Below are 20307 nucleotides of genomic sequence, written 5' to 3' on the forward strand. Positions count from 1 at the left end.
GTCAGAGTTCGGCCAGGGTGTTGACCCGCCGCCGGACCTGGAAGGCGTCGATGATTTCCACCACCCCGATGGCGATCAGCCACCCCCCGGTCATCAGCGTCAGGAATGCGATCGAGTCGAACGGATAGCTGATCAGCACACTGCCGCCGACCGCGATGACGATGCCGGAGAAGATCTGCCAGCCGCGTGCCGGCATGACCGGCGAGGACAGCGCCGCGATCAGCAGCGTGACACCGCGGAACACCCAACCGATTCCAATCCAGATCGCGAGCAGCAGAATCGATTCCAGTTTGTCGCGGAAGCAGAACATCCCCAGGATCATCGACACGATCCCGCTGACGAAGGCGAGCACCCGCAGTGCGGCACTGAGATGGGTGCCGAAGGCGGTGAGTAGCTGCATGATTCCGGACACCACCAGGTAGGCGCCGAACAGGGCGCCGGCCACCACCAGGGTCTTGCCCGGCCACGCCAGGATGGCGACGCCGAAGACGATGGTCAGTGCGCCGAGCACAAGCAGTGCCTGCCAGGCGTTTCGGGCGAACTGGTGCAGCGGGCCCTCGAATTCAGCCGGTGCTGTGGTAGTCATGTGTCCGGACGCTACGCCGGCGGCCCCGCGGTCGGACGTTTGTTTGCCAACTTGTTTCGCAACGTTGACACGATCGCGCTGTCAGGCAGCCAGTTCCGCTGCTACCGCCGCTTCGAACCGGTCCAGCACGGTCGCCGCCACCAGTCGGTGCGCGCCGAGCGGCTCGGCCATCGGGATCCCTTCCCGGCGTGCGTAATCTGCGACTCCGTCGGTGATCCGGCCGTGCGCCAGAAACCACGGGGCGATTACCAGGCGAGTGGCGCCGCGCTCCCGCAGCCGCTGCACGGCCTGCGGCATCGACGGCGACGGTCCGGTGGCGAATGCGACCTCCACACCGGCCCAACGGGTTCCGTGGGCCAGTCGCCCCGCGATCCGTGAAGTCCGGGCGTTGGCTTCGACATTCGACGAGCCCACCGCCACGGCGACCACGCCCAGGTCAGGGTCGAAGCGCGAGGCCCCGGTGGCGGCCAGTCGCTCTCCGAGCACACCCACCAGCCGGTCGTCTTCGCCGAGCGCTGCGGTTTGGCGCACCCGCGCACCCGATTCGGCGACCAACGCCGGAATGTCGGTGCGGGCGTGATACGCGCTGGCCAGCAGGAACGGCACGACGGTGATGTCACCGGTCAGCCCGCCCAGCACATCGACCAGGTTGGGGGTGCTGTGCTCGCAGAACGCCACGTGCACATCGAGTTCCGGGGCGACCCGGCGCAGATGCCCGGCGATCGCCCGCGTGTTGGCGGCCGAGCGCGGATCCCTGCTGCCGTGCGCGGCCAGGACCAGGGTGCTCACGAGGGAACGTGCAGTCCGCACTCGGTGTGGGTGCTGCCCGCCCAGCGGCCGCTGCGCTTGTCGGCGCCCGGCTCCGGCTTGGAGGTGCACGGCTGGCAGCCGATCGAGTAGTAACCCTCCTCGACCAGCGGGTTGACCAGGATGCCGTTCGCCGCGATGTAGGCGTCCATCTCGTCGTCGCTCCACGCGGCGATCGGGTTCACCTTCACCAGACCGAACTGCTCGTCGTAGCTGATCAACGGGGCCTTGGCGCGGGTCCACGACTCCACCCGGCGGATTCCGGTCGCCCACGCCGAGTAGCCCTGCAGCGCCTTGCGCAGCGGCTCGACCTTGCGCAGTCGGCCTTGCAAGGCGGCGTTGCGGGCGCACAGATTCGCGCCGTGTTCGGCTTCGTGCTCGGCAACGGTCTGTTCGGCGCTGATGGTGACCAGTCGCACGTCGTACATCATGGCCACCGCATCGCGGGTGCCGATCGTCTCCGGGAAGTGATAGCCGGTGTCCAGGAACAGGATGTCCACTCCGGGACGGACTTTCGCGGCCAGATCCACCAGCACCGCGTCCTGCATGTTCGACGCCGCCGCCCACTCACCGGCGAACGTGGCGTCGGTCCACGCCAGCAGTTCGGTGGCGGTGGCGCCGTCGAGTTCGGCGGCGCCGCGTTCGGCGAGCTCGCGCAGCTGTTCCTCGGTGCGGCTTCTCATCGCAGGGCTTCTTCGTCGGCGCGGACGGTCCACTGCGCGAAGCGCTCACCGGGCTCGCGGCCCAGGATGAAGTTGCGCACCACCCGCTCGATGTAGTCGACCATCTCGTCGTTGGTCACCTTGTGCTGGCGCAGCTTCCGGCCGAAGCCGCTGTCCTCGCCGAGGCTGCCGCCCAGGTGCACCTGGAAGCCGGGCACCGAGTTGCCGTCGCCGTCGTCGACCATCTGGCCCTTGAAGCCGATGTCGGCCACCTGCACTCGGGCGCAGGAGTTCGGGCAGCCGTTGATGTTGATCGTCACCGGCACGTCCAGCAGTGCGTTGAGGTCGTCCAGCCGCGCCTCCAACTCCGGCACCAGGGTCTGCGCGCGCACCCGGGTCTCGGTGAACGCCAGCTTGCAGAACTCCAGGCCGGTGCACGCCATCACGTTGCGCCGCCACGCCGACGGCCGCGCCGACAGCCCCAGTTCGTCCAGGTCGGTGATCAACTGCTCGACCTGGTCGTCGGGCACGTCCAGGATGATCAGCTTCTGGTACGGGGTGAGCCGGGCCCGGTCCGAACCGACCCGCTCCATCAGGTCGGCGACCTTGGTCAGGATCTCGCCGTTGACCCGCCCGGAGATCGCGGCCAGCCCGATCGCGTTGAGGCCGTTCTTGGTCTTCTGCACCCCGACGTGGTCGATGGTGGCGGTGGGCTTCTCCGGCGCCGGGCCGTCGATCAGCTTGCGGCCCAGGAACTCGTCCTCCAGCACCTGCCGGAACTTCTCGGGCCCCCAGTCCTTGAGCAGGAACTTCAGCCGGGCCTTGGACCGCAGCCGGCGGTAGCCGTAGTCGCGGAACAGCCGGGTGACGGCCTCCCAGACCTCGGGCACCTCGTCCAGCGGCACCCAGGCGCCCAGGCGCTGCGCCAGCATCGGGTTGGTGGACAGCCCGCCGCCGACCCACAGGTCCAGGCCGGGGCCGTGCTCGGGGTGCACCACCCCGATGAACGAGATGTCGTTGACCTCGTGGGCGACGTCCTGCAGGCCCGACACCGCGGTCTTGTACTTGCGCGGCAGGTTGGCGTAGTCGGGATTGCCGATGTAGCGGCGGACGATCTCGTCCAGCGCGGACGACGGGTCGATCACCTCGTCGAGGGACTCGCCGGCCAGCGGGGAGCCGAGCATGCCACGCGGGCAGTCGCCGCAGGCCTCCATCGTCTGCAGGCCGACCGTCGCCAGCTTGTCCCAGATCTCCGGGACCTTCTCGATCTCGATCCAGTGGTACTGGATGTTCTGCCGGTCGGTGATGTCGGCAGTGCCGCGGGCGTAGTCGATGGAGATCTGCCCCAGCGTGCGCACCGCCTCGGCGGAGAGCGCCTTGCCGTCGCAGCGCACCCGCATCATGAAGTACTTGGCTTCGAGCAGGTCGGCGTTCTCGTCGCCGGTGAAGCTGCCGTCGTAGCCCTGCTCACGCTGGGTGTACAGGCCCATCCAGCGGAACCGGCCGCGCAGGTCGTCGGCGCTGATCGCGTCGAACCCCTGCTTGGAGTAGACGTCGAGGATCCGGGCTTTGACGTTCAGGGCCGGGTCGTCGAGCTTGAACTGCTCGTTGGCGTTCTGCGGCTCGGTCTCGCCGAGCGCCCACTGCGCCTCGCTGCGCTTCGGGCGACTGGACTTCGCCGGGGCGGGCGGGGTGACAGTCATACGGTTCTCCTTCACAAAGGAGCTGGCTGGACCACGCAATCAACCGGGGGGTGTCCGGCTGCGCAGATCCTCACAGCCAGCTGGGAAAGTGCAGTTGGGTGGGCCTACGTCAACAAGGCAGACAGCAACAGCTGCAGACACGCTTGAGATCGATATGCCGCCGGGCAACAAGAGCGACACCGGATTCGGTGCAGTGGGCGGCAGTCACCCGGCAATTATGCCATGGATACCCAAAATCTTCCTTACCGGGGCGAAGTTGTGATCAGCGTGCGTGAAACTCGATTCGGGCTCGTCGGGGAGGCGGTCGGGCCGAGCCGACGGCGGAGCACAGTCGCCGCGGGGGACGACTGATCGGAAGGCGGGTGTGGCCGTGAGTGTGGTGGATTACGCGTGGGAGACGGCATGGGAGCCGCTGCCCCCGCCCGTTCCCGAACCGCAGCCGCGGATCAACGGGCGGGCGGTGATCCGGCGGTGGCTGGCGGTGCTGACACTGCTCGCCGCGGTGGGGTGCGGCGGTTGGGTGGCCGTGCAGCATTACGAGACCCATCTCGCCGGGGAGCAGGCGCTGGCGGCCGCGGAGGCATACGTGTTGCGGCTGACCGACATCGACGCCGACAACGTCGACGCGAACCTCGCCGGTATCGCCGACGGTTCGACCGGGGAGTTCCAGGGCAGGCACGCGCGATCCGGTGCCCGGCTGCGGCAGGCGCTGGTCGACAGCAAGGCCAGTGCCCGCGGACACGTCACCGAGGCGGTGATCAAATCCGCCACCCGAAATCAGGTGGTGGTGGTGCTGCTGGTCAACCAGGCGGTGCGCAACGCGGACAACCCGCAGCCGGTGATCGACCGCAGCCGGATCCGGATGACGATGGACCACGTCGGTGGGCGCTGGCTGGCGAGCAGGGTGGAACTGCTATGAGGAACCTCACAGTGCTGACGACCGCCGTGCTGGTGTTCGGGGTCGCGGATCTGGCCGGCGCGGCCAGCGCCGACCCGATCAACTGGCAGGCGATCGCCAAATGCGAATCCGGCGGGAACTGGGCGGCCGACACCGGCAACGGTGACTACGGCGGCCTGCAGATCAGCGAGGCGACCTGGGCGGCCAACGGCGGGGTCGGCCTGCCGTCGCAGGCCAGCGAACAGCAGCAGATCGCGGTCGCACAGCAGATCATGTCCAAACAGGGTCCCGGCGCCTGGCCGTCCTGCGCCTCCCGCGGCGCCGACGGCGGCGGTGGCCCCGCCGGTGCGGTGACCGGCGCCCCGGTCGGATCGCTGACCCACTACCTCAACCTGCTGATCGAGGACGCCGAAGGCGCGGGCACCCAGGCGTACTGACCGGCCCCGGCGTGGGCGGCGTGGGATGATCGGGCCTCATGACGCTCACCCCGACCGCTGTCGACCTGCCCGACTTGGAGTTGCGGGCCGGCGGGCAGTTCGGGCTGTACATCCATGTGCCGTTCTGCTTCACCCGCTGCGGCTACTGCGACTTCAACACCTACACCCCTGCCGAACTGGGCGGCACCAACCCCGACAGCTGGGTCGCGGCGGTGACCGTCGAACTGGAACTGGCCGCGGCGCGGCTGGGGGCACCGACGGTGAGCACGGTGTTTTTGGGTGGCGGAACACCGTCGCTGCTCGGTGAGACGCGGCTGGTCCGGGTGATGGACGCGGTGCGGGCCAACTTCACCCTGGCACCCGATGCGGAGATCACGACCGAGTCCAACCCCGAATCGACATCGCCGGAGTTCTTCGAGGTGATCCGGGCGGCCGGCTTCACCAGGGTGTCGCTGGGCATGCAGTCGGTGTCACCGAAGGTGCTGGCGGTGCTTGAGCGGATCCACTCGCCGGGGCGGCCGGTGGCCGCGGCACGCGAGGCGCGCGCAGCCGGATTCGAGCACCTGAACATCGACCTGATCTACGGCACCCCCGGCGAGACCGACGACGATCTCGCCCGCTCGGTGGACGCTGCCCTGGAAGCCGGCGTCGACCACGTCTCGGCGTACGGGCTGATCGTGGAGCCCGGCACCGCGCTGGCCCGCCGGGTGCGCAAAGGGGAGCTGCCCGCGCCGGATCCCGATGTGCTGGCGCACCGCTACGAACTGGTTGACGCGGCACTGCGGGCGGCCGGGATGGACTGGTATGAGGTGTCGAACTGGAGCCGTCCCGGTGGGCAGTGCCGGCACAACCTGGGTTACTGGGGTGGCGGGCAGTGGTGGGGTGCCGGGCCGGGGGCGCATGGCTACATCGGTGACCTACGGCTGTGGAATATCAAGCACCCGAACGCCTATTCGGAATTGCTCGGAAAGCGACTGCTGCCGGTGACCGGCTTCGAGAAGTTGTCCGACGCCGACCGGCACACCGAGGACGTGATGCTGCGGCTGCGGATGCGCGACGGCCTGCCGCTGTCGCTGCTCGACGCGGGTGAGCGTGAGCGGGCCGAGGTCGCCGTCGCCGACGGGCTGGTGTTCTCCGACGGTGCCCGCCTGGTGCTCACCGATCACGGCCGGCTGCTGGCCGACGCGGTGGTCCGCTCGGTGCTGGGATAGCCGGCTGACCCGTCCGGTCAGCCGCTGAACCAGCCGCGGGCGCCGTCCCAGCTGCCGCAGACGTTGCCGATGCAGCCGTGACCGAAACCGCCCTGGCCGGGCAGGAATCCGCCGCAGCCCTGCCAGCCGCGGTCATTGCCGCAGCCGCCGCCACCGCCGTTCCCGTCCGGGCCGCCGGCGCCGTGCGGCTGGGCGATGACCGCCTGGTTCGGCGCGGCCATCAGTGTCATGCCGGTCGGTGCGACGGTGATCGCCGCGGCCGCACCGGCTACGAACAGTGCTCCAACGAACTTTCTTAAGGTCGTCATAAGACCATGCTCGGTAGCCGCCGGTACGGCTGCCAACCCTCGTGTGCGTACCGATATCGAATCGTGAACGGCCGTAACACGATCGACAGATCGACGCGACCTGCTAGCGGCCGCCGCCGATGTCGCGCTGCACCCGGTGGATCCCCGAACGCCAGGCGAGTAGCCCGCTCCGCTGACGCGTGGAACGACCCGGATGATCAACAGCAGATGAGGATTTAATCCTGGTACGAAATCCGCAGTTGCATATCTGTCGAAGTACGATACTCTGACCTTCGACGACGTGATATCTCGTCATGTCGAGCTGTAGTCGACAACGGTTGCAGCTGGGAAAACGGGACATATAGCCGTGTCTCGCCGCCGCTGGCCGGGGGCCGGATGGCGACGAGACACGGGCCGCGGTGTTGTCCGATGCGCGCCGCGACAATCCGCATGTGCGGAGAAATAACTTCTTCACCCGGTGCTGTGCGGCGCCGGGGCCGAGACGAGTTGACGAAGGGCAGGAAGTGATGGGTGAACGGGCGCACGGCGCGGGCGGTCGGGTGTTGGATTTCCTCGGCCGGCAGGAGTGGCTGGACCGGCCCAGTTATCGGCTGGAGAACGTGCTGAGCTTCGGATTCAACGCATTCGGGGGTGCGCGCAACAAGGTCACCAACGCGCTGAACGGTGTGTGGCTGGGGCATCCGGTGCATCCGCCACTGGCGTCGCTGACCAGTGGTGCGATCGGGACGACGGTGGCCCTGGACGCCCTGAGCCTGCTGCCCGGGAAGTCCTCGACCCTCGACGCGTCCCGGTTCGCCGAACATGCACTGGGCCTGGGAATCCTGGCCAACTTCGCGTCCGCGGCCACCGGCGTCACCGACTGGCAGCACACCCACGAACAGGACCGCCGGATCGGGATGGTGCACGGCGTGCTGAACCTCGTCGCGACCGGCCTGTACATCCAGTCCTGGCGGGACCGCCGCCGGGGCCGCCGACTGCGCGGGATCGTGACCAGTGCGATCGGCTACGGCATCACCAGTGGCAGCGGCTTTTTGGGTGGTGCGCTGGTCTTCGGATCGGGAATCGGCATGGACCAGTCCGGTGACCGGCTGCGCATCCACGACTGGACACCGGTGCTGCCGGCGGCGGAGTTGCCGGCCGATCAGAAGCTCAAGCGGGTCGACGTCGACGGTGTGGGTGTGGTGCTGTGCCGCGACGGTGACACCGTGTCGGCGTTCGCCGGCCTGTGCCCGCACCTGGCCGCGCCGATGGAGGACGGCTGGCTCGACCGCGGCCGGGTCGTCTGCCCGTGGCACGGCTCGCAGTTCGACGTGCAGACCGGCGCGGTGGTACGCGGCCCGGCCGCCGCGCCGCTGCCCTGCTACCAGACGCGGGTGCGGGACGGCCAGGTCGAGTTGCGCGACGGTGCGCCGACGCCGCTCGGGGTGGCCCGGGAGAAGTACCTGGCCCCGAAATCGCCGAATTCCGTTGAGATTTCAGAGCAGGAGGAGATCGCCTGATGAGTGACGCCTACCAGGTCCTGCGGGACCACCACGACGTGCTGCGCGGACTGGGGACCCGGTTCAAAGCCGCGCCGGTCGGGTCCGTCGAACGCCAGAAGATCCTCGATGAGCTGCTGCAGGAGTTCAACATCCACATGCGCATCGAGGACGACATCTACTACCCGGCGCTGGCGGCGGCCAGCAAGCTGATCGCGGTCGCGCACGCCGAGCACCGGCAGATCTACGACCAGTTGGCGGTCGCGTTGCGGACCCCGGCGCACTCGCCGCACCATGTGGCCGAGTGGGATTCCTTTCTCACCGTGCTCGAAGCGCACGCCGACGAGGAGGAACGCGACCTGATCCCCCCGCCGGCCCCGGTCGATCTGACCGCCACCGAACTGGAGGACCTGGGCGCCCGAATGGCTGCGGAGATGGTGCGGCTGCGAAACTCCAAGCTGGAGCGGATGCACGTGAAGGCGCGTGCTGCGCTGCTCGGGGTGTTCTGAGCGGACGCTACCGCTAGGGGGTGCCGCCGATGCCGCGCTTCACCCGGTGGGTCACCGAACGCCAGGCGGTCGGCGAGTAGTGCGTGGTGACGTCGCCGTGCCGCTCACTGCGGTGCACGGTGAGCACCCCCGAGTCGGCGATGACCAGCCGGTCGGACCCGGTGACGTGAATCTCCTCGCCGTCGAGCATGCGAATCACGAACACGATGGGAGTCCTTTCAGTGCACGATGCCGGAAAGTTGTCGGTGAGCGTACTGCGGCACCGACCGTGAAAGGTAGCCGATGGTGGGCGAGTGCGTGAACGACGCACCAACATTCGGTGACCGGACGGGGTGCGACCACACCGGGTCGCGGTGCGTTCATAGGTTAGGCTACATTTACTAACCGTGCTGAGGGGTGGCGTCGAAACAGTCTCGGGGAATGCGGTGTCGGTCCCACTGCCCGCGGATATCGCGCCGGCAGACGTTGCGGCGGCGCTGGCCGCGGCGCTAGGGGAGCGTGAGGAGCATCTGCTCTACGAACGCTGCGGAACCTGGACGCTGGCCTGCGGGGTGCGCGCGGCGATCGAGTTGGACAGTGACGAACTGCGCGTCGTACGCGACGGGGTGGTGCAGCGGCAGAACTGGGTGGGCGGGGCCGCTGCGGCGCTCGGCGAGGCGGTCGACCGATTGTTGCTGGAGACCGACCAGCTGTTCGGCTGGGTCGCCTTCGAATTCGGCGCCTACCGCGTCGGATTGGCTGACCGGCTGCCCGTCGGAACCGTGCTGGCCCGGGTGTTCTGGCCGCGCATGCGGATGGTCGTCACCGCCGATCGGGTCGAGCTGACCGGCGCCGATGAACACCACGTCGCGTTGCTGAACCGGCTGCTGGCCGACGGTCTGCCATCGTGCGCCGCGCCCCGGCCGGTGCCGGTCGACGCCGACCACACCGACTACCGGGCGCGGGTGGCGACAGCGATCGCCGAGATCGCCGCCGGACGCTACCGCAAGGTGATCCTGTCCCGGGCCGTCGATGTGCCGTTTGCCCTCGACTTCCCGGCGACCTACCGGCTGGGCCGCCGGCACAACACACCGGTGCGCTCGTTCCTGTTGCGGCTGGGCGGAATCCGGGCGCTCGGGTTCAGCCCCGAACTGGTCGCCGAGGTGCGCGCCGACGGCACGGTGATCACCGAGCCGCTGGCCGGGACCCGGGCGCGCACCGGGGACGCCGCCGTCGACCGGGCCGCCCGGGTGGACCTCGAGTCCGACGACAAGGAGATCGTCGAGCACGCGATCTCGGTGCGCACCTCGATGGCCGAGGTCACCGAGATCGCCGAACCGGGCACCGCGGCGGTGGCCGACTTCATGGGCGTGCGGGAGCGCGGCAGCGTGCAGCACCTGGGTTCGACCGTCTGCGGCCGACTGGACGCGGCCCGCGACCGGATGGACGCGCTGGAGGCGCTGTTCCCCGCGGTCACCGCGTCGGGCATTCCCAAGGCCGCCGGGATCGACGCCATCATGCGGCTCGACGAGTCGCCGCGGGGACTGTATTCCGGTGCGGTCGTGACGTTCTCCGCCGACGGGGGCCTGGACGCCGCGCTGACACTGCGGGCGGCCTATGAGTGCGACGGCCGCACCTGGCTGCGGGCCGGCGCCGGCGTTGTCGCCGCGTCGCGCCCGGACCGGGAGTTCGAGGAGACCTGCGAGAAGCTGGCCACGCTGGCGCCGTACCTGGTGCCGCGACACGTCGCGCCGCCGCTGTGATACCCGCCAGGGTATGATAGGGGCCTCGTGGAGAGGATCTGATGTGGTAGGCAACGAAGACAGCGTCAAGGCCGTCGTGAACCGGCTGCGCCGTGCGCACGGTCAGCTCGCCGGGGTCATCTCGATGATCGAGAGCGGCCGCGACTGCAAGGACGTGGTCACCCAGCTGGCCGCGGTCTCACGAGCGCTGGACCGGGCGGGCTTCAAGATCGTGGCCAGCGGGCTGCGGGAGTGCCTGAGCGGCGAGTCCAGCGACGGCGGCAAGCCGATCTCCGAAGACGAGCTGGAGAAGCTCTTCCTCGCGCTGGCCTGACCCCGGCTATCGGCCGTAGAGGATCCGGCGCACGATCTCCTTCTTGTCGACCTTGCCGAACGCCGTGACCGGTAGCGCCGGCAGCGGCGCCAGCGCGTCGCAGCGGGTGTGCGTGGCGGCCCCGCGCTGCTCCAGATGCCGGTTCAACTCGGCTATCGTCACCGGCTCCGCCCGGAAAACCACAGCGGCACAGATCTTTTCACCCAGATGCGGATCCGGCAGCGCGACCGCGGCCACCGCCGCGACACCGGGGTGGGTGCGCAGATGGTCCTCGAGGTCCGCGGCCGCCACGCTCTCACCGCCGCGGTGGATGACGTCTTTGACCCGGCCGGTGACCTCCAGGTAACCGCCGTCGAGCAGGCGCACCCGATCCCCGGACCGGAAGAAGCCGTCGGCGGTGAACGACCGCTGGTTGACGGCGTCGTCGTTGAAATAACCGTTCAGGGTGTACGGGCCGCGCACCAGCAGTTCGCCCTCCGCCCCGGGCGGCACGTCGGCGCCGGACTCGTCGACCACCCGCACCTCGTCGGCGTCGCAGAGCGGCCGGCCCTGGGTGGTCTCCAGCACCTCGGCCGCGTCGTCGAGCCGGGTGAAGTTGAGCAGGCCCTCGGCCATGCCGAACACCTGCTGCAGGCCCGGGGTGAGGGCGGTGCGGACCAACCGGGCGTCCTCGGGAGCCAGTTTGGCCCCGCCGACCTGCAGCAGTCGCAGCGTCCGCGGTGTCACCGGCTCCCAGTCGCAGGCCTGCGCCCACAGCCGGGCCAGCGTCGGCACCAGCGCGGTGACCGTGATGCCGTGCCGGTCGATGACGCCGAACGCGGCGTCCGGGCTGGGGTCGGCGGTGAACACGGTGGTGGCGCCGACGCTGATCGCCCCGAGCAGACCGGGGCAGGCCAGCGGGAAGTTGTGCGCGGCCGGCAGCGCCACCAGATACACGTCGTCCCCGGTCAGCCGGCACAGCCGGGCGCTGGCGGTGGCGTTGTAGACGTAATCGTCGTGGGTGCGGGGGATCAGCTTGGGCAGGCCGGTCGTGCCGCCGGACGCCAGCAGCAGCGCCGGCGATCGCGGGTCGACGGCCACCTGCGGCGGCTCGCCGGGCGGCAGCGGCTCGTCGTCGATCACCGTGTGCCGCAGCCCCAGTGGTTCGACGCCGGTGTCGGCGACGATCCCGACGGCCCCGCTGACCTCAGCGAAATGGCTCAGTTCGGCGGACCGGTGCCCCGGCAGGCAGAGCACCGGGACGGCGCCGGCGCGCAGCAGGCCGAACAGCGCCACCGCGAACCGGCAGGAATTCGGCAGCTGCAGCAGCATCCGATCGCCGGGTGCGACGCCGAGCGCGGCGTACCCGCCGGCCGCCCGGTCGACGCGCGCGTCGAACTCGGCGTAACTCAGGGTTTCGGCGGCGTCGATGACGGCGGCGTGGCTGGGGCGGGTCTGGGCGGTCCGGTGCAGCAACTCGTCGAGGCTGTGACCGGCCCAGTAGCCGGCCGCCCGGTAGCGCTCCGCCCGGTCGGCCGGGAACGGCACGAAGCCGGTGACGACGGACATTCGGCACATCCTCTCGGTTCCCACGGGTGCTCCGACCCCGGTGCGGAGCCGTCGTGTAGCGTACACAAAGTTAGGGCAGCCTGGGCTAATCGGGGAGGTGCGGTTGTGGGTGCTGGCCACCGCGTTTCCCGTCCGCTGAACACAACGGTTGCGGCTTCGTGAGCCCGACTTTGGCGGTCGTGGGGGCCGGCGCCAAAGCGGTGGCGGTCGCAGCGAAAGCGGCCGCGCTGCGTGAGCTGGGCGTCGAGACCGTCGACGTCGTCGCCGTCGAGCGCAGCGGCGTGGCGGCGAACTGGCGTGCCGAAGGCGGCTGGACCGACGGGCGGCAGCGGCTGGGGACCAGTCCGGAGAAAGATGTCGGCTTCCCCTACCGATCGACGCTGGCGCCCGGGCGCAACGCCGAACTGGACGCCGCCATGATGCGGTTCAGCTGGCAGTCATATCTGGTGGCGAGCGGTCAGTTCGTCGGGTGGATCGACCGGGGCCGCCCGGCACCCGCCCACGACACCTGGGCGCAATACCTGTGCTGGGTCGCCGATCTCGCCGGCCTGCGAGTCGTGTCCGGGGAGCTGACCGGGGCCTCGATCGACGGCGCGCGCTGGCTGCTCGACGTCAGGGACTCCCGGCTGGCGGCCGACCAGTTGATGATCACCGGCCCGGGTCAGCCGGAGCGGTCCATGCTCTCCGGCGACCCGCGGGTGCTGTCGATCGCGCAGTTCTGGCGGGCCGCCTCGGCCTCCGAGCGGATCGCCGCCGAGAGTGTCGCGGTGATCGGCGGCGGAGAGACCGCGGCATCGATGCTCAACGAGCTTTTCCACCACCGGGTTTCGACGATCACCGCGATCGCCCCGCAGGCCACGCTGTTCACCCGCGGTGAGGGCTACTTCGAGAACTCACTGTTCTCCGACCCGACGAACTGGCGGGGCCTGACCCGCCCGGAGCGGCGGGACTGCATCGCCCGGTGCGACCGCGGCGTGTTCTCCGCGCGGGTGCAGGAGTCGCTGCTGGCCGACGAGCGGATCGAACATCTGCGCGGCCGGGTCGCCGACGTGACCGATCGTGACGGCCGGGTCTGGGTCACCCTGCGCACCGACCGGCACGGCGAGTGCGTGCCGAGCGAGCACGGATTCGACCTGGTGATCGACGGGTCCGGCGCGGACCCGCTGTGGTTCCTGAGCCTGCTGGACGGCGACGCGACCCGGACGCTGGAGTCGGCGGTGGGCGGGCCGCTCACCGGTGAACGCCTGGAGGAGGCGATCGACTACGACCTGGCGGTCGGCGGCGTCGCACCGAAACTGTTCCTGCCCAACCTGTCCGGGCTCAACGAGGGACCGGGCTTCCCGAACCTGAGCTGCCTGGGGCTGCTGTCCGACCGCATCCTGGGGGCCGGGGCAACGGACCAGGATGCCCCGATCGAGAGAAGCCATGAGTACCAATCCGTTTGACGACGACAGTGGCGTCTTCCACGTCCTGGTGAACGACGAGGGCCAGCACAGCCTCTGGCCGGAGTTCGCCGAGGTGCCGGCCGGCTGGCGGGTGGTGTTCGGCCCCGGCGGCCGGGCGAGCTGCCTGGCCTACGTCGACGAGAACTGGACCGACATGCGCCCGGCGAGCCTGCGGGAGGCGATGACCGGCGACTGACGCGGTTGCGTCAGGTCGTCATGCCGCCGTCGACGGGGAAGTACGTGTTGGTGTAGAAGCCCTCGGCGTCACCGGCGAAGAACGCGACGGCGCGCGCGACGTCCTCGGGCCTGGCGATCCGGCCGACCGGCGTCATCGCGCCGATGTGCGCGGTGACATCGCCGAAGTTGGCGGTCCGGTCGGTCTGCACCATGCCGGGGGCGACGACGTTCGAGGTGATGCCGTGCCGGCCCATCTCGACCGCGACATACTGGGCGAACGCCGCGATGGCCGCGCGGGAACTGCCGTGGTGGGCCACCCCGGGAGACGGTCGGCGACTCGACGCCGACCCGACGTAGACGATGCGGCCGCGTCCGCGCTCGATCATCGTGGGCAGCACCGCCTTGGTGCTGAAGAACGCACACTTCATGTCCGCATCGAGATTGCCGCCGAGATCAGCCCAGGTCATCTCGATGATGGGGATGGGCCGAAACAGTGGTCCGGCGTTGCTGACCAGGATGTCGATGCCGCCGTAGGTCGAGATCGCCGCGTCGGCAAGGGCCGCCGCGCCCTCCTCGGTGCCGGCATCGGCGTGCACGACGACGGCCTCGCCGCCGGCCGCGGTGATCTGATCGCGGACCTTCCCGGCGGCGTCGGCGTTGTTGAGGTAGTTCAGCACCAGTCGCGCACCGCGACCGGCTAACTCCAGGGCGGTCGCGGCGCCGATGCCGCGTCCAGAACCGGTGACGATCGCCGACAGGCCTTGCAGGGGGGCATGATCCGACATGGGCATTGATTCCTTCGTCGAGGGCTTCCGAAACCCAAGATTAGCGGATCTAAGAACAATGCGGACGCCGGGCGTCAGCCGCCGGCCGACGCCCTGATCCGGCCCAGTACGTCCGCGATCGACGCACCGCCGAGCAGATCGGCCACCGCGAGGTCGTGATCCAGTTCGGCCTTGACCCGCCGATGAAACTCCAGCGCCTGCAACGAGTCCAGACCGATCGCCACCATCGGCAGACCGGTGTCGATGTCGGCGACGTTCTCGACTCCGATGGCACCGGCGAGCAGGTGCAGCAGGCGATCTTCGAGATCACCACCGGTGAGCATCGGGGGAGCCGGTGATGCTGCGGGCAGGTCGGCGTCGCCGTCGGGGTCGAGGTCCGCCAGCAGCAGGCCGTACCCGTAGGCACTCAACACCGGCCGAGCGCGCGTCAGATCGAACGCGGCGACCACCGTGTTGCGTCGCAACCGATTCAGCCCCACCGCCAGTGCATCGCGGGGCGGCATCGGCAGGATCCCGGTCGCGGTCAGCTTGGCGAAGCCCGCCGGGGACAGGTCCAGCGTCGACCACTGCCCCCACTGCACCGAGACGCAGTCCACGCCGTCGGCCCGCAGGTGATCGGCGAGCGCGTCGAGCATCCGGTTGGCCGCCGCGTACAGGACCTGCCCGCGGCCGCCGATCGTCGCCGCCAGCGATGAGCACAGCAGCACCCGGCAGTGCCCGGTCCGCGGCACCGTGTCGATGATGTGCTGGGCTGCAACGACCTTCGTCTGCAGCATCGCGGCCGCATCCGGGGCGGTAATCGCAGCGGAGTCCAGATCCCGGTAGGCCATCGCCGCGTGCACGATCAGATCCACCGGGGCGTCCCGGCAGCGGTCGGCCAATTCAGCGGTCGCGGCCGGGTCGGTGATGTCGCAGGCCACTACGTCGACCGCCGTCTTGGTTGCGGCCCGGAGGCGCTCGACGCGCTCACCGGCGGCACCGGATCGGTTCACCAGCGTGAGGCGCCGGGCGCCGAGCCGGGCGAAGTGCTCGGCGAACTCCAGGCCGAGATTGCCGGTGCCGCCCAGGATCAGCGCGTGATCCGGCGGAGGAGCCGCACCGCCTTCGGTTTCCGCGGGCGGCTCGACGATCCGTTTGACGTGTAGCGCGCCGTCGCGCAGCGCCAACTCCGATTCGCCGGCGGTGTGCAGGGCCGCGATCACCGCGGTCGGGTCGATCGGACCGATCGGCAGATCCAGATGCCGGAACGCCACCCGGGGATGTTCGGCGCCGACGCTGCGGAACCCGGCGGCGATACCGGCTGCTCCCGCGCACGGCGCAGTGTTCTCACCGACCGGTTCACCACCGACGGTCACCAGCCAGCAGTCGGTGACTGCGGCGGTCAGCGCATCCGCCCAGGGCCGGTCGACGAAGAACCTCGCCACCGCGTCGGTGTCGGCATCCGCCGGGACGAATACCACCAGCGTCGGGTAATCCCCACTGCCGGATTCGATTCGGCGGGCGGTGGCACCCAGATCCGCGGCCGCGTCACACAGGCCGTCGGCCAGGTCGGCGCAGCGCCCGGTCCAGTCGAGCAGCCCGAGCGAGCGCGGCGGGGTCAGCGATCGGCGGGTCAGCCGGTCCCAGCGTTCGATCAGCAGCCGGGGTGTCCCGGATTCCGGTTGGCGGTTCTGTTGGGCTGGTTGGGCCGGGCCGCTGTCGTAGGGCAGCCACAGTGGCATCCGGCTCATCGCGCTGGTGGGGAAGTCCGGGAGCGGCCGCGTCGGCACCCCAGCGGGTTCGCCTGCCAGCAGCTCCCACCGGTACGCCGGATTGCGCAGTGCCACCCGGATCAGGTTGCGGCTGAACGCCGACAGATCGGCCGCCGTGCGCTCCGAGGTGCCGACCACCAGGCCGTCGACGCCGGCCGCGGCCAGGTTCTCCTCGACGGCCAACTGCAGGGTGGGGTGTTCGGAGAGCTCCACCAGCGTCGACACCCGATCCGCGGCAGCGGCCGCGACCGCCCGGTCGAAGCGAACGGTGTTGCGCAGGTTCGCAAGCCAATACTGTGCGGCGGACAATTCGGGATCGGCCGGGCCACCCAGGGTACCGCCGAACCAGCTGATCCCGGTGTCGGCGAACCTCGGCTGCTCCAGCGACGCGGACAGCAACCCCAGCACCCGGTCACCGATCCGGTCGATCCAGCTGGTGTGCGCCGGATAGCCGACCCGCAGCAACCGGGCGAACGTTCCGGCGGCGGTGAACGAATCCACCACGGCGGCAACCGTGTCGCGATCGCCGGAGATGCCGGTCAGCCCCGGCGAGTTCACCACGGACACCTCCGCCCACCCCGGCTGCCCGGCCAGTGCGGCGGTGCAGCGATCCTGATCGGCCGCGATCACGGCCATCGCGAAGTCGTCGGTGGCCGCGGCGTCGACCGCCGCAGCCCGCACCATGACGGCCCGCGCGGCGTCGTCGAGGGTGACCGCACCGGCGACGTAGGCGGCGGCGATCTCACCCTGACTGTGCCCGATCACCGCCGCCGGCGCGATGCCGCAGTCGCGCCACATCGCCGCCAGCGCCGCCATCTGGATGAACAGCGCCGGCTGCACCAGTCCGGCGCGGCCGGTGTCCGGGCAGTCGTCGTCGAGCAGATAGCGCAGCGGGGCCGCCGGGAACGCCGCCGCGCAACGATCCGCCTCGGCCCGGTAGGCCGGCACCGTGTCGTAGTACAGCCGGCCCATCCCCGGACGCTGCCCACCCTGGCCGGGGAACACCAACCCCACCCGCCCGGCGGTGGCGACGGCGAAGTGCACCCCGGGGTGATCGCGGCCGTCGACCACCGCCTGCCAAGCCGTGAGCAGTTCGGCACGGTCGCGGACCAGCGCCACCGTGCGGTGCCGCCGGACGTCACGGGTGCGAAACAGCATGGCGGCAACGGCATCCGGGGTCACACCCGGATGCTCGGTCAGGTAGTGGAGCAGCGCCGCGACGTCGGCCCGCAGCAGGTCAGGGCTGGCGGCCGAGACCAGCACCGGGACGGTGCCGTCCGGCAGTCGGTGGCTCACGGTCGCACCTCCGGCATGGCGATGATCGCGTGGGCGTTGGCGCCGCCGGCCCCGAACGACGACACCGCCCCGTAGTGCATGCCGTCCACAGCCGGGAAGGGCTGCGTGGTGTCGGCCAACCGCAGACCGGTGCGGGCCCAGTCCACCTCGGTGGTGGGCCGGTCGGCGAACAGGGTGGGTGGGATGCGGCCGTGCCGGCCGGACAGCAGCAGTTTGGCCAGGCCGAGGATGCCGGCGGCGGCCTGGGCGTGCCCGGCGTTGGATTTGATCGAACCGATCCTCGCGGTGCTGCCGGCGGCGCCGTAGGTTCCGGCCAGCGCCAACAACTCCACCGGGTCGCCCATCGGCGTTGCCGTGCCGTGGCCTTCGATCATCCCGATGTCCGCGCCGTCGACACCGGCCGCGGACAGGGTCTTCTCGATCAGCTTCCGCTGCGCCTGCAGGCGGGGAACCAGGATCGGCTGGCCGGCGCCGTTGTGGTTGGTGCGCACCGCCCGGATCTCGCCGAGCACGTCGTGGCCGAGTCGGGTTGCCCGCGAACGCCGTTCGATCAGCACCAGCGCGGCGCCCTCACCCCACACGGTTCCGGTGGCGCAGTCGGAGTAGGCCCGGCAGTGCCCGTCGGTCGACAGGCCGTTGAGCCGGGAGAACTCGTAAAACGCTGCCGGCGAACCCATCACGCAGGTGCCGCCGGCCAACGCCCACTCCACCTCGTCGGACGCCACGGCGTTGCAGGCCAGTTGCAGCGCGGTCAGCGACGACGCGCACGCGGTGTCGACACTGATCGACGGCCCGGTCAGGCCGAGGCTGTGTGAGATGCGGCCCGCGGCGCCCAACTGGCCGAGGCTGGTGATCCGGTGCCCGGTGTGCTCGTCGGCCACCGCCACCCGCGGCCCGTACTCCATCGGCGAGATGCCGATGAACACACCGGCTTCGGCGCCGCTGACCGTGGCCGGGTTGATCCCGGAGCTCTCCAGGACCTTCCACGCCAGTCGCATCGCGACCCGCTGCTGCGGCTGGATCACCAGCGCCTCACGCACCGTGATCCCGAACAGGCCGGGGTCGAATGAGGCTGCGTCATCAAGGAATCCACCGGCGTCGCAGACCCGCCCCCAACCGTCCATCCGGTCCAGCGTCAGCAGGTCGTCCAGCGGCCAGCCGCGGTCGCGGGGGAGCGGGCCGATCAGCTCCCGGGATTCGGTGAGCGCGGTCCACAGCGCCGCCGGGGTGTCGATGCCGCCGGGAGCCTCCACGGCCAGCCCCGCGATGACGACCGGATCGGTCACGCGGGCTGCCCGCACGACATCAGCAACTCCGCCACCGCGGACTGGTGGTCGCGCAGGAAGAAGTGACCGCCGTCGAACACGGTGATGTCGACGCTGGGCGAGTGGCCGTTCCAGCCGTACAGGTCGGCCAGGGTGACGTAGGGGTCGGCATCGCCGCCGAGCACCCGGATCGGGGCGGCCACCGTGACGCCGTCGGCGCAGCTGTAGGCGTCGAACGCGGCGTAGTCGGCGCGGATCGCCGGCAGCGCCAGCCGCATCAGGTCGGGGTTGGCGAACACCGCGCTATCGGTGCCCTCCAGGCCGGCCAGGTGAGCGAGGATCTCGTCGTCGCCGGTCGGGTGCGGGGGTTTGGCGGCGACCCGCGACGGCGCGACGGCCGCCGAGACGGTCAGCCCGCGCACCGGGAGGCCGGCGGCGTCGGCGAGCCGGGTGAACTCGAACGCGACCAGGCCGCCCATGCTGTGCCCGAACGTCACCAGCGGGGTGCCGGTGTTGTGCTCGGAGGTCTGGAAGTCCGCGAAAGCGCCGGCGGCCAGCTCCGCCAGCGACGTGCACGCCGGCTCGGCCGCCCGGTCCTGGCGGCCCGGGTACTGGACGACCAGAACGGTGAAGTGCGCGCTGAGCGCTTTGGCGAAGTCCCGGTACGCCGAGGCGCCCGCCCCGGCGTGCGGGAAGACCAGCAGGGTGGGCAGACCGTCAGCCGCGGGGCGGTGGAACCGCCGGACCCAGCTCACCACCCGCGCCATCCCCGACCTTCCTCCGACACAACCCCGTTGAACTTAGCGAAGGCTAACATTACTCGCGATCGCGGATCAGCAGCGCTGCGCGCTTGTGCGGGAGCTCGAGGATCCCGGCGCGGTGGAATCCGGCCAACTCCGCCGTCTTGATCAGCCGTTCGTTGCCGGCGTCGGGCTCACCGACCACCCGGGTGGCCAGCGGGTCGGCGTCCAGCTGCCAGCCGGCGACCGCCCGCAGCAGGTCGGCGGCGAGCCGGCGCCCGCGGCACTCGGCCGGCCCGACCAGGAAGTGCACGCCCGCGTCGTGCGGGCGGGCGGCGTAGTGCTGCGCCAGCGGGTCGAGGTCGGCGCGGTACAGCTCCCAGTAGCTGATCGGAACCTCGTTCAGCGCGCCGACGTACGGCGTGGAGTGGGTGGTGTCCTGCTGTTCACGCAGGTAGGCCTCGATCTGGTCGCGTGGCCACGCCTTGTGCCAGAACTGCGCCACCTCGGGGTCGTTCATCCACGCGTGCAGCAGATCGAGGTCCTGCGCGATGTCGAGCGCCCGCAACGTGAACGCCCCGGACAGGCCCGGGAGGTCCAGCGTCAGCCGACGCTCCTGCAGGTCCTGCGTGTCCATCCCGGCTGC

22 protein-coding genes are annotated in these 20307 nt (G+C 70.3%); 9 read left to right on the forward strand and 13 right to left on the reverse strand.

What is annotated here, in order from left to right:
• Position 1: 1 nt before the first annotated feature.
• From KIH27_RS13120 to KIH27_RS23290, 5 genes are all read right to left on the reverse strand, one after another.
• Positions 2-586 (reverse strand): HdeD family acid-resistance protein, encoded by a 585-nt coding sequence (locus tag KIH27_RS13120; RefSeq protein WP_214093396.1) that lies wholly within the window; start codon positions 584-586, stop codon positions 2-4.
• Between the two features lie 81 nt (positions 587-667).
• The gene (locus tag KIH27_RS13125) at positions 668-1375 is read right to left on the reverse strand and encodes a sirohydrochlorin chelatase (RefSeq protein ID WP_214093397.1); all 708 of its coding nucleotides are present in this window, start codon (positions 1373-1375) and stop codon (positions 668-670) included.
• The gene (locus KIH27_RS13130) at positions 1372-2076 is read right to left on the reverse strand and encodes a phosphoadenylyl-sulfate reductase (RefSeq protein WP_214093398.1); all 705 of its coding nucleotides are present in this window, start codon (positions 2074-2076) and stop codon (positions 1372-1374) included. The genes KIH27_RS13125 and KIH27_RS13130 overlap by 4 nt, the downstream gene beginning before the upstream one ends.
• Positions 2073-3758 carry a nitrite/sulfite reductase gene (locus KIH27_RS13135; protein WP_214093399.1) on the reverse strand — a complete coding sequence of 562 codons (1686 nt, stop codon included), beginning with the start codon at positions 3756-3758 and terminating at the stop codon, positions 2073-2075. The genes KIH27_RS13130 and KIH27_RS13135 overlap by 4 nt, the downstream gene beginning before the upstream one ends.
• Positions 3759-3867: 109 nt before the next feature.
• Complete coding sequence (locus KIH27_RS23290) at positions 3868-3966, reverse strand: Ms4527A family Cys-rich leader peptide (RefSeq protein WP_372451370.1); 99 nt, start codon at positions 3964-3966, stop codon at positions 3868-3870.
• Between the two features lie 162 nt (positions 3967-4128).
• Between KIH27_RS23290 and KIH27_RS13140 the strand changes: the two genes are divergently transcribed.
• The 3 genes from KIH27_RS13140 to hemW are packed head-to-tail and all read left to right on the forward strand — an operon-like array spanning position 4129 to position 6304.
• On the forward strand, positions 4129-4677 hold the full coding sequence (locus KIH27_RS13140) for an Rv1363c family protein (protein ID WP_307856872.1): 549 nt from the start codon (positions 4129-4131) through the stop codon (positions 4675-4677).
• Entirely contained in the window at positions 4674-5093 is a 420-nt protein-coding gene (locus KIH27_RS13145; protein ID WP_214093400.1) for a transglycosylase family protein, read from the forward strand. Before KIH27_RS13140 ends, KIH27_RS13145 begins: the two co-directional genes overlap by 4 nt.
• Positions 5094-5131: 38 nt before the next feature.
• Positions 5132-6304 carry a radical SAM family heme chaperone HemW gene (gene hemW / locus KIH27_RS13150; protein WP_214093401.1) on the forward strand — a complete coding sequence of 391 codons (1173 nt, stop codon included), beginning with the start codon at positions 5132-5134 and terminating at the stop codon, positions 6302-6304.
• A gap of 17 nt (positions 6305-6321) precedes the next feature.
• Here hemW and KIH27_RS13155 read toward each other — a convergent pair whose 3' ends face one another.
• The gene (locus tag KIH27_RS13155) at positions 6322-6612 is read right to left on the reverse strand and encodes a hypothetical protein (protein WP_214093402.1); all 291 of its coding nucleotides are present in this window, start codon (positions 6610-6612) and stop codon (positions 6322-6324) included.
• Between the two features lie 506 nt (positions 6613-7118).
• On the opposite strand from KIH27_RS13155, the gene KIH27_RS13160 reads away from it, so the two are divergent.
• A complete protein-coding gene (locus KIH27_RS13160) occupies positions 7119-8111 on the forward strand; it encodes a Rieske (2Fe-2S) protein (protein ID WP_214093403.1) in 993 nt (330 codons plus the stop codon).
• On the forward strand, positions 8111-8599 hold the full coding sequence (locus tag KIH27_RS13165) for a hemerythrin domain-containing protein (protein WP_214093404.1): 489 nt from the start codon (positions 8111-8113) through the stop codon (positions 8597-8599). The genes KIH27_RS13160 and KIH27_RS13165 overlap by 1 nt, the downstream gene beginning before the upstream one ends.
• 13 nt (positions 8600-8612) lie before the next feature.
• Here KIH27_RS13165 and KIH27_RS13170 read toward each other — a convergent pair whose 3' ends face one another.
• Positions 8613-8804 (reverse strand): hypothetical protein, encoded by a 192-nt coding sequence (locus tag KIH27_RS13170; RefSeq protein ID WP_214093405.1) that lies wholly within the window; start codon positions 8802-8804, stop codon positions 8613-8615.
• Between the two features lie 181 nt (positions 8805-8985).
• On the opposite strand from KIH27_RS13170, the gene KIH27_RS13175 reads away from it, so the two are divergent.
• Positions 8986-10341, forward strand: a complete 1356-nt coding sequence (locus KIH27_RS13175) for a salicylate synthase (RefSeq protein ID WP_214093406.1) — start codon at positions 8986-8988, stop codon at positions 10339-10341.
• A 43-nt stretch (positions 10342-10384) separates the two neighbouring features.
• Positions 10385-10654, forward strand: coding sequence for a metal-sensitive transcriptional regulator (locus KIH27_RS13180; protein ID WP_214093407.1), 270 nt, complete (start codon positions 10385-10387; stop codon positions 10652-10654).
• Between the two features lie 6 nt (positions 10655-10660).
• Here the strand turns inward: KIH27_RS13180 and KIH27_RS13185 are convergent, their stop codons facing one another.
• Entirely contained in the window at positions 10661-12202 is a 1542-nt protein-coding gene (locus KIH27_RS13185; protein ID WP_372451372.1) for a (2,3-dihydroxybenzoyl)adenylate synthase, read from the reverse strand.
• Between the two features lie 158 nt (positions 12203-12360).
• Between KIH27_RS13185 and mbtG the strand changes: the two genes are divergently transcribed.
• Entirely contained in the window at positions 12361-13647 is a 1287-nt protein-coding gene (gene mbtG, locus KIH27_RS13190) for an NADPH-dependent L-lysine N(6)-monooxygenase MbtG (protein WP_214093409.1), read from the forward strand.
• Positions 13628-13843 (forward strand): MbtH family protein, encoded by a 216-nt coding sequence (locus KIH27_RS13195; RefSeq protein ID WP_214093410.1) that lies wholly within the window; start codon positions 13628-13630, stop codon positions 13841-13843. Before mbtG ends, KIH27_RS13195 begins: the two co-directional genes overlap by 20 nt.
• 10 nt (positions 13844-13853) lie before the next feature.
• Here the strand turns inward: KIH27_RS13195 and KIH27_RS13200 are convergent, their stop codons facing one another.
• From KIH27_RS13200 to KIH27_RS13220, 5 genes are all read right to left on the reverse strand, one after another.
• Positions 13854-14609 carry an SDR family NAD(P)-dependent oxidoreductase gene (locus KIH27_RS13200; RefSeq protein ID WP_214093411.1) on the reverse strand — a complete coding sequence of 252 codons (756 nt, stop codon included), beginning with the start codon at positions 14607-14609 and terminating at the stop codon, positions 13854-13856.
• A gap of 74 nt (positions 14610-14683) precedes the next feature.
• Positions 14684-17656, reverse strand: coding sequence for a nocobactin polyketide synthase NbtC (gene nbtC, locus KIH27_RS13205; protein ID WP_214093412.1), 2973 nt, complete (start codon positions 17654-17656; stop codon positions 14684-14686).
• Entirely contained in the window at positions 17653-18942 is a 1290-nt protein-coding gene (locus KIH27_RS13210; protein WP_307856873.1) for a beta-ketoacyl [acyl carrier protein] synthase domain-containing protein, read from the reverse strand. Before KIH27_RS13210 ends, nbtC begins: the two co-directional genes overlap by 4 nt.
• A complete protein-coding gene (locus KIH27_RS13215; protein WP_214093414.1) occupies positions 18939-19688 on the reverse strand; it encodes a thioesterase II family protein in 750 nt (249 codons plus the stop codon). Before KIH27_RS13215 ends, KIH27_RS13210 begins: the two co-directional genes overlap by 4 nt.
• Positions 19689-19737: 49 nt before the next feature.
• The gene (locus KIH27_RS13220; protein WP_214093415.1) at positions 19738-20298 is read right to left on the reverse strand and encodes a GNAT family N-acetyltransferase; all 561 of its coding nucleotides are present in this window, start codon (positions 20296-20298) and stop codon (positions 19738-19740) included.
• Positions 20299-20307: the final 9 nt, after the last annotated feature.

The sequence above is a fragment of the Mycolicibacter acidiphilus genome, assembly GCF_018455725.1.
GTDB classification, from domain to species: Bacteria; Actinomycetota; Actinomycetes; order Mycobacteriales; family Mycobacteriaceae; genus Mycobacterium; species Mycobacterium acidiphilum.